This window comes from Paenibacillus beijingensis, assembly GCF_000961095.1.
GTDB lineage: Bacteria > Bacillota > Bacilli > Paenibacillales > Paenibacillaceae > Paenibacillus_O > Paenibacillus_O beijingensis.
Map to the genome: position 1 here is coordinate 2,356,027 of NZ_CP011058.1, position 13,974 is coordinate 2,370,000.

15 protein-coding genes (1 of these 15 only partly in view) are annotated in these 13,974 nt (G+C 57.9%); all 15 read left to right on the forward strand.

What is annotated here, in order from left to right; all coding sequences use genetic code 11:
- The first annotated feature begins 30 nt into the window (after window positions 1-30).
- On the forward strand, window positions 31-1,644 hold the full coding sequence (gene nadB, locus VN24_RS10595) for an L-aspartate oxidase (RefSeq protein WP_045670391.1): 1,614 nt from the start codon (window positions 31-33) through the stop codon (window positions 1,642-1,644).
- Window positions 1,637-2,521, forward strand: coding sequence for a carboxylating nicotinate-nucleotide diphosphorylase (gene nadC / locus VN24_RS10600; RefSeq protein ID WP_193790108.1), 885 nt, complete (start codon window positions 1,637-1,639; stop codon window positions 2,519-2,521). Before nadB ends, nadC begins: the two co-directional genes overlap by 8 nt.
- Window positions 2,522-2,524: 3 nt before the next feature.
- Window positions 2,525-3,289: a type III pantothenate kinase gene (locus VN24_RS10605; RefSeq protein WP_045670392.1), complete on the forward strand. Its 765-nt coding sequence runs from the start codon at window positions 2,525-2,527 to the stop codon at window positions 3,287-3,289.
- Window positions 3,290-3,739: 450 nt separating this feature from the next.
- Entirely contained in the window at window positions 3,740-4,648 is a 909-nt protein-coding gene (gene hslO, locus VN24_RS10610; protein ID WP_045670393.1) for an Hsp33 family molecular chaperone HslO, read from the forward strand.
- Window positions 4,649-4,665: 17 nt separating this feature from the next.
- On the forward strand, window positions 4,666-5,649 hold the full coding sequence (locus tag VN24_RS10615; protein WP_045670394.1) for a peptidyl-prolyl cis-trans isomerase: 984 nt from the start codon (window positions 4,666-4,668) through the stop codon (window positions 5,647-5,649).
- Between the two features lie 111 nt (window positions 5,650-5,760).
- Window positions 5,761-6,702: a cysteine synthase A gene (gene cysK, locus VN24_RS10620; protein ID WP_045670395.1), complete on the forward strand. Its 942-nt coding sequence runs from the start codon at window positions 5,761-5,763 to the stop codon at window positions 6,700-6,702.
- Window positions 6,703-6,867: 165 nt separating this feature from the next.
- Window positions 6,868-8,505, forward strand: coding sequence for an anthranilate synthase component I family protein (locus VN24_RS10625; protein ID WP_045670396.1), 1,638 nt, complete (start codon window positions 6,868-6,870; stop codon window positions 8,503-8,505).
- A 39-nt stretch (window positions 8,506-8,544) separates the two neighbouring features.
- The gene (gene pabA / locus VN24_RS10630) at window positions 8,545-9,126 is read left to right on the forward strand and encodes an aminodeoxychorismate/anthranilate synthase component II (protein ID WP_045670397.1); all 582 of its coding nucleotides are present in this window, start codon (window positions 8,545-8,547) and stop codon (window positions 9,124-9,126) included.
- Window positions 9,126-10,076: an aminotransferase class IV gene (locus VN24_RS10635; RefSeq protein WP_045670398.1), complete on the forward strand. Its 951-nt coding sequence runs from the start codon at window positions 9,126-9,128 to the stop codon at window positions 10,074-10,076. The genes pabA and VN24_RS10635 overlap by 1 nt, the downstream gene beginning before the upstream one ends.
- Window positions 10,077-10,107: 31 nt before the next feature.
- Window positions 10,108-10,983 carry a dihydropteroate synthase gene (gene folP / locus VN24_RS10640; RefSeq protein ID WP_045670399.1) on the forward strand — a complete coding sequence of 292 codons (876 nt, stop codon included), beginning with the start codon at window positions 10,108-10,110 and terminating at the stop codon, window positions 10,981-10,983.
- A 42-nt stretch (window positions 10,984-11,025) separates the two neighbouring features.
- A complete protein-coding gene (gene folB / locus VN24_RS10645) occupies window positions 11,026-11,412 on the forward strand; it encodes a dihydroneopterin aldolase (protein ID WP_045670400.1) in 387 nt (128 codons plus the stop codon).
- Window positions 11,390-12,046 carry a 2-amino-4-hydroxy-6-hydroxymethyldihydropteridine diphosphokinase gene (gene folK / locus VN24_RS10650; RefSeq protein WP_082083712.1) on the forward strand — a complete coding sequence of 219 codons (657 nt, stop codon included), beginning with the start codon at window positions 11,390-11,392 and terminating at the stop codon, window positions 12,044-12,046. Before folB ends, folK begins: the two co-directional genes overlap by 23 nt.
- Complete coding sequence (locus tag VN24_RS10655; protein ID WP_045670401.1) at window positions 11,998-12,225, forward strand: helix-turn-helix domain-containing protein; 228 nt, start codon at window positions 11,998-12,000, stop codon at window positions 12,223-12,225. The genes folK and VN24_RS10655 overlap by 49 nt, the downstream gene beginning before the upstream one ends.
- A gap of 17 nt (window positions 12,226-12,242) precedes the next feature.
- Window positions 12,243-13,268: a tRNA dihydrouridine synthase DusB gene (gene dusB / locus VN24_RS10660; protein WP_045673179.1), complete on the forward strand. Its 1,026-nt coding sequence runs from the start codon at window positions 12,243-12,245 to the stop codon at window positions 13,266-13,268.
- Between the two features lie 266 nt (window positions 13,269-13,534).
- Window positions 13,535-13,974, forward strand: the 5' portion of a protein-coding gene (greA, locus tag VN24_RS10665) for a transcription elongation factor GreA (protein WP_045670402.1). Its footprint extends 37 nt past the window's final position; only the first 440 of its 477 coding nucleotides appear in the window; the start codon lies at window positions 13,535-13,537; the stop codon falls past the right edge of the window.

The window sequence follows — 13,974 nt, forward strand, 5'->3', positions numbered from 1 at the left end:
GCTACTCTCATGTTTGGAGGAGCCTTACTGATGATACCGAGATATCTCGTTGATGTCGCACTGGACGAGCTGCCCGTAATCGAGAAAGACGTTATTGTCATCGGGGCCGGCATCGCCGGTCTCTTTACCGCGATCCGTGCAAGCGAACATCATTCGGTGCTGATCATTACGAAAAAATCACTGCTGGACAGCAACACCCGTTATGCGCAGGGCGGCATCGCAGCCGTCATTTCCGACGAGGATTCCCCCGCTTATCACCGGCAGGATACGCTAATTGCCGGGGCGGGCCTATGCGACGACGAGGCGGTCGATGTACTCGTGAACGAAGGCCCTCACGGCGTGCGCAGCCTTGTGCGCATGGGAACGCAGTTCGATTTGGAAAACGGGGAGTTCGCGCTTACGAAGGAAGGAGCGCACAGCCAGCGTCGTATTTTGCATGCCAATGGGGATGCCACCGGCTTCGAAATCGTGCGCGCATTGTCGAAGAAAGCGGTCGCAAACCCGGCCATCGAAGTGTGGGACGATCATTTTGCCATTGACCTCGTGACTCAAAACGGCGAATGCTGCGGCGTGCTCGTGCAGAAGCCCGACGGACAGCGCGTGTTCGTAAAGGGCAATGCGACCGTTCTTTGCTCGGGCGGGTCGGGCCAACTGTTCCGCTATACGACGAATCCGGAGGTAGCGACCGGGGACGGCATCGCGATGGCGTACCGTGCCGGGGCTTTGATTCGCGATGTGGAATTTATTCAATTTCACCCGACGGCGCTTTGCTATCCCGGCGCGCCGCGGTTTCTCATATCCGAAGCGGTGCGCGGCGAAGGTGCCGTGCTGCGCAATATTCGCGGCGAACGCTTTATGGAGCGTTACCATCCGCAGCTGGAGCTCGCTCCGCGCGATGTCGTCGCCAGAGCGATCGTAAACGAAATCGAAGAGACGAATTCGACGTTCGTCTATTTGGATGTGACGCACGAATCGGAAGAAATGGTTAAGCACCGTTTTCCGACGATTTATGGAGTTTGTTTGCAGTACGGGCTTGATTTGGCGACGGACTGGATTCCGGTCGCGCCTGCGGCGCACTATATGATGGGCGGCGTGAAAACCGATTTGAACGGCGAAACGAGCATCCCGAGGCTGTTCGCCTGCGGCGAAGTGTCGTCGACCGGCGTCCACGGCGCCAACCGGCTGGCCAGCAACTCGTTGTCGGAGGCGATCGTATTCGGACGCCGAATCGTCCGCCGCATAGGCGGAATGAAGCCGCTGACGATCCGGCCGGAAGTCCGGTACAAGAAGGAACGGAGCGGGTTTCCGACCCAGGCCGTCGTTGAGAAGCGGCTGAAGCTGCAAAAAATTATGGTCCGCTATGCCGGTCTGCAACGCGAAGCGACGGGGCTCGCCAAAGGACTGTCGGAGCTGGAACGGCAGAAGCCGTTCTTTGCTTCGGTGCTGACCAAGCGCGAGGAGTTTGAATTTGCGAATCTGCTGACCGGCGCCATGCTGACGACGCAGGCGGCGCTCGTGCGGGAAGAGAGCAGAGGCGCGCATTACCGGAAAGATTTCCCCAAGCGGGACGATCTGCTTTGGCGGAAGCATTCCGTTTTGCACAGGGAAGCGGGCGTAACGGAGGAGTCGTTTGAAAATGTCTGAATTCGGATTGGAATTTGGCGGTTATGACGCGGCGCTGAGGGAGCTGATCCGCTCTTGGTTGGCGGAGGATATCGGCACCGGAGATGTGACGACGCGCACGACGATTCCGGTGGGAAGCCGGTCGAAGGCGGTCATCCATGTGAAAGAAGAGGGCATCGTAGCCGGAATTCCCGTCGCGCGCCTCGTGTTTGATGTGGTGGATCCGCAGCTGGCTTTCCGGGCGCTTGTGCAGGACGGAGAGCCGGTTGCCCGCGGCACGGTGCTGGCGGAAGTGGAAGGCAGCACGCACAGCATTTTGACCGGGGAACGGCTTGCCTTGAATTTAATGCAGCGGCTGTCGGGAATCGCGACGAAGACGCGAGGATTCGTTGACGCGCTGGAAGGGCTGCCGGTGCGGCTTGTCGATACGCGCAAGACGACGCCGGGCCACCGTATGCTGGAAAAATATGCGGTCCGGGTCGGCGGCGGCGCGAACCACCGCTTCGGTCTGTACGACGCCGTCATGATTAAGGACAATCACATTAAAGGGGCGGGCGGAATTACCCCGGCCGTCGAAGCGGCCCGCCGGGCGATCCCTCATACGATGAAGATTGAAGTGGAGACGGAATCGCTGCAGCAGGTGGAGGAAGCGCTTGCCTGCGGCGCGGACATTATTATGCTGGACAACATGCAGCCGGAACGGATGGCCGAAGCGGTGAAGCTGATCAAAGCGCGGGCTCCCCATGTCGTGGTGGAAGCTTCCGGCAACGTACGGCTCGATACGGTTCGGAATATAGCCGCTTCCGGCGTCGATGTCATTTCGGTCGGCGGACTGACGTATTCTTTTAATGCGCTCGATATCAGTCTTGATTTGGGCGGCGTGAAAGGGAGGACTTGATTCGTGATTGTCGTGCTTGACGTCGGGAACACCAACATCGTTCTCGGTCTTTATGAGGGCAAGCAGCTGCTTCGTCATTGGCGGTTCAGCACGAACCGATCCGCAACGACCGACGAGTATGGAATGATCGTATTTAACCTGTTTCAATATGCCGGCGTGCGGGTGGAGGAAATTGACGGCGTCGTCATTTCGTCGGTTGTTCCTCCTCTAAACCGGACGCTCGAGCAGCTCAGCATGACTTATTTGCGCCACCGGCCGCTTGTCGTCGGTCCCGGCATCAAGACAGGTCTTAATATCCGGTATGAAAATCCGCGCGAAGTCGGGGCGGACCGGATCGTCAATTCGGTTGCCGGCATCGAAAAGTACGGTACGCCGCTGATCGTCGTTGATTTCGGAACGGCGACGACGTTCGATTATATCGACGCCAGCGGAGCTTATCTGGGCGGCGCCATTGTGCCGGGAATCGGCATTTCCACCGAAGCGCTGTACCAGAAAGCAGCCAAGCTGCCGCGCATCGAACTGGCCAAGCCGCGCAGCGTCGTCGGACGCAATCCGGTCAGCAGCATGCAGGCGGGGATCATTTTTGGCTACGCCGCGCAGGTCGACGGCATCGTCCGCCGCATCCGCTCCGAATTCGGCGTCGAGCCGCGCGTCATCGCGACAGGCGGTCTCGCAGAGCTGATTGCGGGCGAGTCGGAGACGGTCGATGAAGTCGACCAGCTGCTCACGCTGGAGGGGCTGCGCATTATTTATGAACGGAATCAGTGAAAAAGGGCCGCTGCGTGGACTAATTATTCTTCCGATCGCTGTTGTCCCCGGATTTCTTTGATTTATCCGCATAGCGGTAGAAATCCGGGTACAAAGCATATGCTTCCGAAGTGGCTTTCTTGCAGAAAGCCTTTAAGCGAACGCTTACGCTTCTCCAGAACAATTAGCCCACTCCGCTCTCTTTCACCGGTAGTCCGGGAAAAAGCGACCGCTGCCGCTTCTACAGATTCAAACCCGCTCGCTCCGCTCTCCTTTTTCATGGGGGAAGAGGAAGCGCTGCGCGGGAGGTGCGGTTGCCTTCCGGTAAAGGGGTATTTTGCCCGCAAACATACATTAGAACGAAAATTATCCCTTTTTTTTAGCTGATGGGTGAACATGGTTAATAGGGGATGTGTATAGAATCTTTTGCACAAGCTTAACTAAGCTGCAACGATAGAAGGAGGGAAATGGATGAACGAAACAAAGGCCAATGAAGATTATCTCGTACGCGGCATGGCCTGGAACGGCAAACTGCGCGTATTTGCGACCCGGACGACGGCGCTTGTGGAAGAGCTGCACCGCCGTCACCGGACGCTGCCGACGGCAACGGCCGCACTCGGCCGGACCGCAACGGTTGGCGCCATGATGGGCGCCATGCTTAAAGGAACCGAGAAGCTGACGCTGCAGGTAAAAGGAGACGGACCGATCGGACAAATCGTCGTGGATGCCAATGCGGCAGGCGAAGTGCGCGGCTACGTCGACCATCCCGACGTTCACCTGGCCAGCAATAACCAAGGCAAGCTGGACGTGGCAGGGGCCGTCGGCCGCAGCGGGCATATCCATGTCATTAAAGATTTGGGGCTTAAAGAGCCTTACCGCGGCTCCGTTCCGATTATTTCCGGCGAGTTGGGCGAGGACTTCACTTATTATTTCGCTTCTTCCGAACAAACGCCGTCCGCGGTAGGCGTTGGCGTGCTCGTCGACACCGACGGGTCGGTACTGCAGGCGGGCGGATTTATTTTGCAGCTGCTTCCGGGGCTTTCCGATGATGAAATTGCGGCGCTGGAAACGAAATTGGCGGGGCTGCCTCCGGTTACGTCGCTGCTCGATCAAGGAGAATCGCCGGAGGAAATTTTGCGCTGGGTTGTCGGAGATGAGCTGTCCATTTTGGACACATCGCCGGTAAACTTTGTTTGCAAATGCTCCGCCGAGCGGGTGGAACAAACATTGATCAGTTTAGGGGAAGCGGAGATTCGCGCGATCATCGAAGAGGACGGGAAAGCCGAAGTCGTCTGTCATTTCTGTAATGAGGCATATACGTTTGAGCGGCCGCAGCTGGAGAAATTGCTGGAGCAAGCGAAGCCGAAGCCGCTTCAATAGCGGGGGTTGAAAGGTTCATGGGGAAAGACCGGTTGTTGAAGGGGATCATCGGCCTTCAAGCCGTATGCATGATTGTGCTCGCCGTTGTCGTGGTGGCGACGGTGCTGCCTCTTGGCGGTCCGGGAGAAAATGCCGGCTCTCCCGACCGCGATGGAGGGGGAACGTCCTCCGGTCCGGCCGGCAGCGGAGCGGATGGAGGCGGCAAAGTCGTTGCCGCGACCGTGGGCGGGAAGCCGATCACGAAGGCAGAGCTGCAGGAGCGGCTTGCGCGGCAGTACGGAGACGAAGTATTGCGCACCATGATGGTGCGCGCCGCAATCGATCTTGAAAGCGCAGCCCTGAATTTATCCGTTACCGATGAGGATATTGACGCAGACTTGGCGGATCAAATGGAAGGCTACGAAAGCGAAGCGGCTTTTTATGAAGCGATGAAGTCGCAGCTCGGATTGGACCGGGACGATGTGCGTACGGATGCCAAATACCGGCTGCTGCTGGAGCAAATCGCGACCCGGAACATTGTCGTTACCGATGAAGAGGTAGACGATTATTTATCGGAGCATGCGGACGAGTATGCGCCCCGCACTTGGCTGCATCTGCGCTGGATTTTGACGGCATCGAGCAAAGACGCCGAGGCGGTGCTGGACAAGCTGGCAAACGGAGAAGATTTCGGCGTGCTCGCCCTAACGTATTCCACCGACGAAGCGACGTCAGGCAATGGCGGCGATTTGGGAGAGGTTGACAGTGAGGATGCCTTTTTGGACCCTTCGATTATAACGGCTGCCGGCAAGCTCGAAACGGGAGATTACGCAGGACCGATTACGACCGCCGGCGGGGCTGCTGTCATTCAGCTGATTGAGCGGCGGACGGCTGAGGAGACCGACCATTCCAGGCTAAGAAACCAGATCCGGAGGATGCTTGCGCTGAACTTGGCCGAGCCGTTGACGGATGTGGAAAATAAGCTGCTCTTGAAGTATGAGGCACGAAAATCCGGCCCCCAATAACCGCATGTTGAACAATTGGAAGCGCATATTGACAACTATAACCGCTACTTGATAAGATGGAGCAGAATATACCCAATTGATTTAGTCGGATTATAAGGGAGGCCTATTATAGTGGCTCGTATTGTTAATAATGTAACAGACCTCATTGGAGATACACCGCTTGTCCGTCTGAACCGTCTTGTGCCGGAAGACAGCGCGGAAATTTATTTGAAGCTGGAGTACCAAAATCCGGGTGCCAGCGTAAAGGACCGGATTGCAATCAGCATGATCGAGGTTGCCGAGCAGGAAGGCCTCATTAAACCGGGAGAGACGACGATTGTTGAGCCGACGAGCGGAAATACCGGAATCGGTCTGGCCATGGTAGCGGCTGCAAAAGGCTACAGAGCGGTTCTCGTTATGCCGGAGACGATGAGTCTCGAGCGCCGCAACCTGCTTCGCGCTTACGGTGCCGAGCTGGTGCTGACGCCGGGAGCGGAAGGCATGAACGGCGCGGTAAAAAAAGCGGAAGAGCTTGCATCGGAGAACGCCAACTACTTTATGCCGCAGCAGTTCAAAAACCCGGCCAACGCGAAAGTGCACCGCGAAACGACGGGACCGGAAATTGTGGAAGCGATCAATTCGCTCGACGGCAAGCTGGACGCATTCGTTGCCGGTATCGGTACGGGCGGCACGATTACAGGAGCAGGTGAAGTGCTTAAAGCGAACTTCCCCGGCATTAAAGTGTATGCGGTTGAGCCTGCGGCTTCCCCGCTGCTTTCCGGCGGCAAGCCGGGCGGCCACAAAATTCAAGGCATCGGCGCCAACTTCATTCCCGAAGTGCTGAATCGTGAAGTTTACGACGGCGTCATTACGGTCGAAAATGAAGAGGCGTTCGATTATGCGCGCCGCGCCGCCCGCGAAGAAGGCATTCTGTGCGGCATTTCTTCCGGCGCCGCCATCTTCGCCGCGCTGAAAGTGGCGAAAGAGCTTGGCAAAGGCAAGCGCGTCATTGCGGTTGTGCCGAGCAACGGCGAACGCTACCTCAGCACGCCGCTGTTCAACTTCGAAAATTAATTCGGCCCCGGCCGGCGAATCGAATTGGAACTTAAAGCTCCCGCGATAAGCGGGAGCTTTTCTTTTTCCCGGGCGTTTTGATATACTAGCAGGCAATAGAGCGCCAAAGGCTGCTTAAAGCACATGCGGCGCGATTAGCGGAATCGGATTCGGGAGGGCTTATGGATGCCGGTAGCAGTGACGGCTTTTGCAGATTGGGAACGATGGACGAGGCAGGGGATGTATACGACGCTGCCGCTGCTGCACAAGCTTCCGCTTCCCGCAGGGACGGCGGCGCCGGCCAGCTGGGAAGAGGCTTGGAAATCGGCTTCGGCATATGCGTTCGTGCTGGAGAGCGGCAAGGACGGACGTTACACTTACTTGGGGCTGCGTCCGGCATCGGTTGTACAGGGCAAAGGGCTCGACGCTGAAAGCGTGGATACAGCGACGGGCGAAACGAGGCGGCTGCACGGCAAACCGCTGGAAATCGTGCGGAACTGGATGAGCGCAAGCCGCGCGCCGCGGGTTGCGGACGGTCCGAAATGGACCGGCGGCTGCGCCGGCTTCTGGAGCTATGACGTCATCCGCACGATCGAGCGGCTGCCGGAGCTCGCTGAGGACGATCTTGGCATTCCCGACTATTTGTTCATGCACATGGACGAGGTGTGGATCGTGGACCGGGAGGAACAAGCGCTTTACTGCGCCGTTCATACGGCGATCGCGCCCGAAGACGCAGCAAGCGGGAAGCTGAAAATAAAGTACGATGCGGCCTGCGCAAGGGCAGAGCGGATGGAACGGGAATGGCTTCGGTTCACAGATGCGTATGGAGAACCGGCGGATGAAGCTGGGCATCCGGTAGACCGGAATCCGGCTGCGCTGCGGCGAGAATTTTTGGAGCGGCAACCCCCATCATCCGCGTTTGAGCTCCCGGACGGCATATACGGACCTTTTGCCAGGGAAGACTATATGCGTGCCGTCGAGCGGATTCGCGAATATATCGCGCAGGGGGATGTGTTTCAAGTAAACCTTTCTCTGCGTCAGAGCCGAAGCGCCGCCGCTTCGCCGGAAGAGCTGTACGAATGGCTGCGGCTCGTAAACCCTTCTCCTTATATGGGATTTTTGCGCAGTCCCGATTTTCAGCTCGTTTCCGGCTCGCCGGAGCTGCTCGTCGAGCTGCAGGGCGGCAAGCTGGCAACCCGCCCGATTGCGGGTACGCGCCGCCGCGGCCGTACGCCGGAAGAAGACCGCCTCATGGAAGAAGAGCTTCGAACGAGCGAGAAGGAGAGGGCCGAGCATATTATGCTCGTCGACTTGGAGCGCAACGATCTTGGCCGCATCGCCGCATTCGGATCTGTGCGGGTGGAAGAGCTGATGGTGGTGGAGCGCTACTCCCATGTGATGCATTTGGTATCGCAGGTGGAAGGCAGGCTGGCCGAAGGGAAGGACGCTTACGACGTGATTGCGGCTACTTTCCCGGGGGGAACCATTACCGGCGCGCCGAAAATCCGCACGATGGAAATTATCGAAGAGCTGGAGCCGGTAAGGCGCGGACCCTACACCGGTTCGATGGGGTGGATTGACTATAACGGGGATATGGAATTTAATATTGTTATACGAACGATGGTCGTAAAGGATAACGCCGTTCACATTCAGGCAGGGGCGGGAATCGTGATCGACTCCGTACCCGAACGCGAATATGATGAATCGCTCAACAAGGCGAAGGCGCTCTGGAAAGCGATTCAATACAGCGAGCAGTTCGCGGCCGAGACGGCGGAAGCTGCGCGTTCGCGTTCCGCAGCTGATGATGAACATGAACGCTTGTAGCCGGACCCCTTTTTCACCACACCTTTAGGAGGATGCCGTATGATTCTGGTTATCGATAACTATGATTCGTTCACATACAATTTGGTTCAATATTTGGGCGAACTGAAAGAAGTGATTGTGGTCAAGCGCAACGACGAGATCAGCCTGGAGGAAATTGAAGCGCTGGCTCCCGACCATATTTTGATTTCGCCCGGCCCTTGCTCGCCGAACGAGGCGGGGATCAGCCTGGCGCTGATCGACCGGTTTAAAGGAAAAATTCCGATCTTCGGCGTCTGTCTGGGCCACCAATCGATCGGACAGGCGTTCGGAGGCGAAGTGGTGCGCGCCGAGAAGCTGATGCACGGCAAGACGTCGGCCATTCTTCATGACGGCCGCACGATCTTTGAAGGCATTCCATCGCCGTTTACCGCAACGCGCTATCATTCCCTCATCGTTCGGCGCGAGACGCTTCCGGACGAGCTGGAAATTAGCGCCGAGACGGAAGAAGGCGAAATTATGGGACTCCGTCATAAGCATTACCGTATTGAGGGCGTGCAATTTCATCCGGAATCGATTATTACCGAGAACGGTCTGACCATGCTGCGCAACTTCCTGGCGGTCAAATCGGCTACGGTGGTGTAATGAAAATCGGTTACAACGGGTCCGTGGTTGAAGCCGGAGATGCCAAAGTCTCCGTTTACGACCACGGTTTTTTGTACGGAATCGGTTTGTTCGAGACGTTTCGCACCTATGGCGGCGCTCCTTACTTGCTGGAGCGGCATTTGCAGCGTCTGGCGGAAGGCTGCCGGCAGCTCGGAATCCGCTGGTTTGCCGATCCCGCCGCGATCCGCCGCCATCTCGCCGAGCTAATGTCCGCGCACGATCTTTCGGAGGCTTATGTCCGCTTGACGGTATCGGCCGGAGATGAAGGGCTGGGTCTTCCGGCCGGCGATTATATCCGTCCGCTGCAGCTGCTCATGGTTAAGCCGCTGCCGGCGCCGTCCGCCGGACTTTACCGCGAAGGAAGAGAGCTTAGTCTGCTCGGCACCCGCCGCAACTCGCCCGAAGGCGGCGTGCGGCTGAAATCGCTGCACTTTATGAACAACGTGATCGCCAAACGCGAGCTGCTGCAGAGCGGCGCGCCGGCCGGCGCCGAAGGGCTGATGCTGACGGGAGAAGGCTGGCTCGCCGAAGGCATCGTTAGCAATCTGTTCTTCGCCGCCGGCGGCGTCGTGAAGACGCCGGCGGTGAAGGAGACGGGCATTTTGCCCGGTATTACGAGGCGGCGCGTGTTGGAGCTGGCGGAGGCGGAAGGCTTTCCCGTCGAGGAAGGCTTGTACCGCTGGGACGAGCTGCTCGCCGCGGATGAAATATGGGTGACCAACTCCGTGCAGGAGCTGGTCCCGGTTACGAAGCTTGCGGACCGGAGCGGAATGGCGGGCCGCAGCGGTAATGATACGGACATGGGGGCGGCGAAGTCCGCTGTCGTTGTGGGCGCGGGCACGATAGGGCCGATGTGCGCGAAACTGCTCGAGCAATACCGTTTCGACACGGACACGGACACGGGTGCGGGCAAAGCGCGACACGATTGATTTTTCCTAATGCAGGGTGAGGTGAAGGTTGATGTATGTACGGCAGACGGATTATGAAGTGCCCCGGCGAAAATACGAATGGGCGGACGGCGTCCGGCTGGAGCTCGGAGAGCGGACGTTAATTATGGGCATCCTCAATGCCACGCCGGATTCGTTTTCGGATGGAGGGCGCTTCGATACGGTGGAAAAAGCGGTCCTGCATGCGCGGCGGATGGTGGAGGAAGGCGCGGATCTGATCGATATCGGCGGCGAGTCCACTCGCCCCGGCAGCGAAGCGGTCGCCGTGGAGGAAGAGCTGCGGCGCGTCATTCCGGTCGTCGAGGCGCTGCGAAGAGCGCTTCCCGGCGTTCCGCTCTCGATCGATACGTATAAAGCGGAGACGGCGCGGCAATCGCTCGAGGCAGGCGCCCATATCATAAACGATGTTTGGGGACTAAAGGGCGACGGGCGGATGGCCGCGGTGGCGGCGGAGTACGGCTGCCCGGTTATTTTAAGCCATAACCGTCATGCGGGCGACTATATCGATCTTGTCGGCGATGTCGTTGCGGACCTGAAAGGCAGCATCGCCTTGGCGAAACATGCGGGCGTAGAAGAGGCGAATATTTGGCTCGATCCCGGCATCGGTTTTGCCAAAACTTATGAAGATAATCTTCAATTAATGGGACGACTGACCGAACTGTCGGCGCTCGGGTATCCCGTTCTGCTCGGCACATCCCGCAAACGGTTTATCCGCCATACGCTCAATCTGCCGGTCGACGATCTGGTGGAAGGCACCGCGGCCACGGTCGGGGCGGGCATTATGCAAGGGTGCCAAATCGTCCGCGTCCATGATGTGCGGGCGATCAAGCGGTTCGCGTCGATGACGGACGCGATCGTATACGGACCGGCGGAAAGCCGCAAGGCGTAAGCCGGATCGGACCATTTTGAGCGAAAAAAGGTGGGCATGATGATGGATACGATGACGCTGAACGGGATGAAGTTTTACGGATATCATGGCGTTTTTGCCGAAGAAAACAAGCTGGGCCAGCAGTTTTGGGTCGATCTGGTGCTGCGGATGGATTTGGAGAAAGCGGCGCAAAGCGACGATTTGAACGAGTCGATCAATTACGCCGAGCTGCATGCGTTGACGAAGAAAATTGTCGAAGGACCGCCGTGCAAGCTGATCGAAGCTTTGGCCGGGCGTATTGCATCCTCTTTGCTTCAGACTTATACTGGAATACATGAATTGACGGTTCGCGTTACGAAGCCGAACCCCCCGTTCGACATTCATTTTGACGGGGTTGTCGTCGAATTGCGCAGAAAGCGGGATGAGCATGGACAAATCGTTCCCGTTTAAAATAAACATACCAAAGCAGCTGCCGGATTCATCATCCGCGGCAGGCGCTCCTGCGGGCGGCGGTGAAAGCCGGTCTTCCGCAAAGTCCGCCAAACCGGGCGGGGCAGGGGCTGCAGCCGCATATATCGCGCTCGGCTCCAACCTGGGAGACCGCAGCGGCATGCTGGCCGAAGCGCTGCGGCGGCTGGACGCCAGCGAAGGCGTGGAAGTGACCGGCGTCTCCGCCGTCTATGAGACCGATCCGGTCGGCTACACCGAGCAGCCGGCGTTTCTGAACATGGCGGCGGCGCTCCGGACGACGCTTCCGCCACTTGATTTGCTGCGTCTGCTGCTCGCCGTAGAGCAGCAGCTTGGCCGGGTGCGCGACGTGCGGTGGGGACCGCGCGTCATTGATCTCGATCTTTTATTGTACGGCGCAGTGAAGATGGATGAAGAAGAGCTGACGCTTCCGCACCCGAGGATGATGGAACGGGCTTTCGTGCTGGTGCCGCTTGCGGACGTCCTTGCCGCCGGACACCCGCTGCAGGCGGAAGTGGCGGAGCTGGCCCTAGCTGCGCTTCGGGAAGGAAAGGAAGGCATTGTTTCATGGAATACGATCAACTGGCGCAGCGGGTCCGCGCCTTTCGAAAATTAAAAGGATTCACCCAACAGGAACTGGCGAAGCGGCTCGAAGTATCCGTCGCCGTTCTCGGTTCTCTGGAGCGGGGCACCCGCAAACCGGAAGCGCAGCTGCTCGCGCAAATTGCCGACGCACTCGGCGTCGATTATGGAGAACTGACCGCTGACGATAACGGCGGCCTGCAAACGAAATGAAAGGAAGCGATAACGCCATGCTGAAAATCGGAAACATCGAAATGAAAAATAACGTGGTGCTCGCCCCGATGGCCGGCGTGTGCAACCCCGCCTTCCGCCTGATCGCCAAAGAATTCGGCACCGGGCTCGTTTGCGCCGAGATGGTCAGCGACAAAGCGATCCTGCACGGGAACAAGCGCACGCTTGAGATGCTGTATGTCGACGAGCGGGAGAAGCCGCTCAGCCTGCAAATTTTCGGAGGGGACCGGGAATCGCTTGTCGAGGCGGCGCGCATTGTCGACAAACAGACGAACGCCGACATCATCGATATTAATATGGGCTGTCCGGTGCCGAAAGTGACAAAATGCGACGCCGGCGCCCGCTGGCTGCTCGACCCGAACAAAATCTACGAGATGGTGTCCGCCGTCGTCGACGCCGTCGATAAGCCCGTCACCGTCAAAATGCGGATTGGATGGGACAGCGAGCACATTTACGTCGTTGAGAACGCCCTTGCGGTGGAACGCGCCGGCGGCCAGGCCGTCAGCGTTCACGGCCGTACCCGCGAGCAGCTGTATACGGGCAAGGCGGACTGGGACAAAATAAAGCAGGTCAAGGAAGCGGTTAGCATTCCCGTTATCGGCAACGGGGACGTTGTAACGCCGGAGGACGCCAAGCGGATGATCGAACAGACCGGTTGCGACGGCGTCATGATCGGCAGGGGCGCGCTCGGCAACCCGTGGATGCTGTACCGCACGGTGCATTATTTGACGAACGGGGAGCTGCTGCCGGAACCGGCGCCCGGCGAAAAGATGCGGATCGCCCTGCTGCATATGGACCGCCTCGCAGCCCTCAAAGGCGAGTCCGTAGCTGTACGCGAGATGCGCAAGCATTTGGCGTGGTACCTGAAAGGTCTTCCCGGCGCGGCGCGCGTGAAAGACAGCATTATGGAGGAGACGAGCCGCGATAATATGGAGCAGATTTTGGAGCAGTATATCCGCTCGCTCGAAGACGAGGGTGTCGGCGCCAGCTCCGGCCAGCAAGCAGACGGATCCCCCGTTCATTGACGAACGGGGGCGGGTTTTTTTCGGAATGAATCGTTGCTCCCCCGTTTGGACTTGGATTCAATTGACATTCGGGGCGCACATGAAATATAATCTTGCAATATAATCCTAATCCGGCTGTTCCTGTCGCTTAATCCCTCTTACATCCAAGCAGCGAATTCGCTTTGCAAGAGGCAGGCATCAGAGCTTCGGGGAGCGATATAATATTGTAATTAGCAGTGCATTCATACCCGGGTATGAAAATATGTCACACGACAGGAGAATCAGTAATGAGCGATAAAGAAGTGATTCTGACTCAGGACGGTCTCAAGAAACTTGAAGAAGAATTGGAAAATCTCAAATCGGTCAAACGTCGTGAAGTGGCCGAACGGATTAAAGTGGCCATCGGTTACGGTGACATCAGCGAGAACTCCGAATATGAAGACGCCAAGAACGAGCAAGCTTTCATTGAAGGCCGCATCATTACGCTCGAGAAGATGCTCCGCAATGCGCGCATCATCAATAACGACGAGATCGATATCGACACGGTCAGCATCGGCTCCATCGTGACGGTGGAGGATGTCGAATACGGCGATACGATGGAATATGCGATCGTCGGCACGGCCGAGTCGGATCCCCTGCAAAACAAAATCTCGAACGAAAGCCCGGTAGGCAAAGCGATTCTGGGCAAAAAGAAGGGCACCACAGTGGAAGTGAACGTTCCGGCTGG

Excerpts from the sequence above, each read along its gene's own strand:
- folP (WP_045670399.1), top strand. The coding sequence starts at position 10,108 with ATGTATGTACGGCAGACGGATTATGAAGTGCCCCGGCGAAAATACGAA.
- nadC (WP_193790108.1), top strand. The coding sequence starts at position 1,637 with ATGTCTGAATTCGGATTGGAATTTGGCGGTTATGACGCGGCGCTGAGG.
- dusB (WP_045673179.1), top strand. The coding sequence starts at position 12,243 with ATGCTGAAAATCGGAAACATCGAAATGAAAAATAACGTGGTGCTCGCC.
- nadB (WP_045670391.1), top strand. The coding sequence starts at position 31 with ATGATACCGAGATATCTCGTTGATGTCGCACTGGACGAGCTGCCCGTA.
- folB (WP_045670400.1), top strand. The coding sequence starts at position 11,026 with ATGGATACGATGACGCTGAACGGGATGAAGTTTTACGGATATCATGGC.
- VN24_RS10615 (WP_045670394.1), top strand. The coding sequence starts at position 4,666 with ATGGGGAAAGACCGGTTGTTGAAGGGGATCATCGGCCTTCAAGCCGTA.
- folK (WP_082083712.1), top strand. The coding sequence starts at position 11,390 with ATGGACAAATCGTTCCCGTTTAAAATAAACATACCAAAGCAGCTGCCG.
- VN24_RS10625 (WP_045670396.1), top strand. The coding sequence starts at position 6,868 with ATGCCGGTAGCAGTGACGGCTTTTGCAGATTGGGAACGATGGACGAGG.
- hslO (WP_045670393.1), top strand. The coding sequence starts at position 3,740 with ATGAACGAAACAAAGGCCAATGAAGATTATCTCGTACGCGGCATGGCC.
- VN24_RS10655 (WP_045670401.1), top strand. The coding sequence starts at position 11,998 with ATGGAATACGATCAACTGGCGCAGCGGGTCCGCGCCTTTCGAAAATTA.
- VN24_RS10635 (WP_045670398.1), top strand. The coding sequence starts at position 9,126 with ATGAAAATCGGTTACAACGGGTCCGTGGTTGAAGCCGGAGATGCCAAA.
- pabA (WP_045670397.1), top strand. The coding sequence starts at position 8,545 with ATGATTCTGGTTATCGATAACTATGATTCGTTCACATACAATTTGGTT.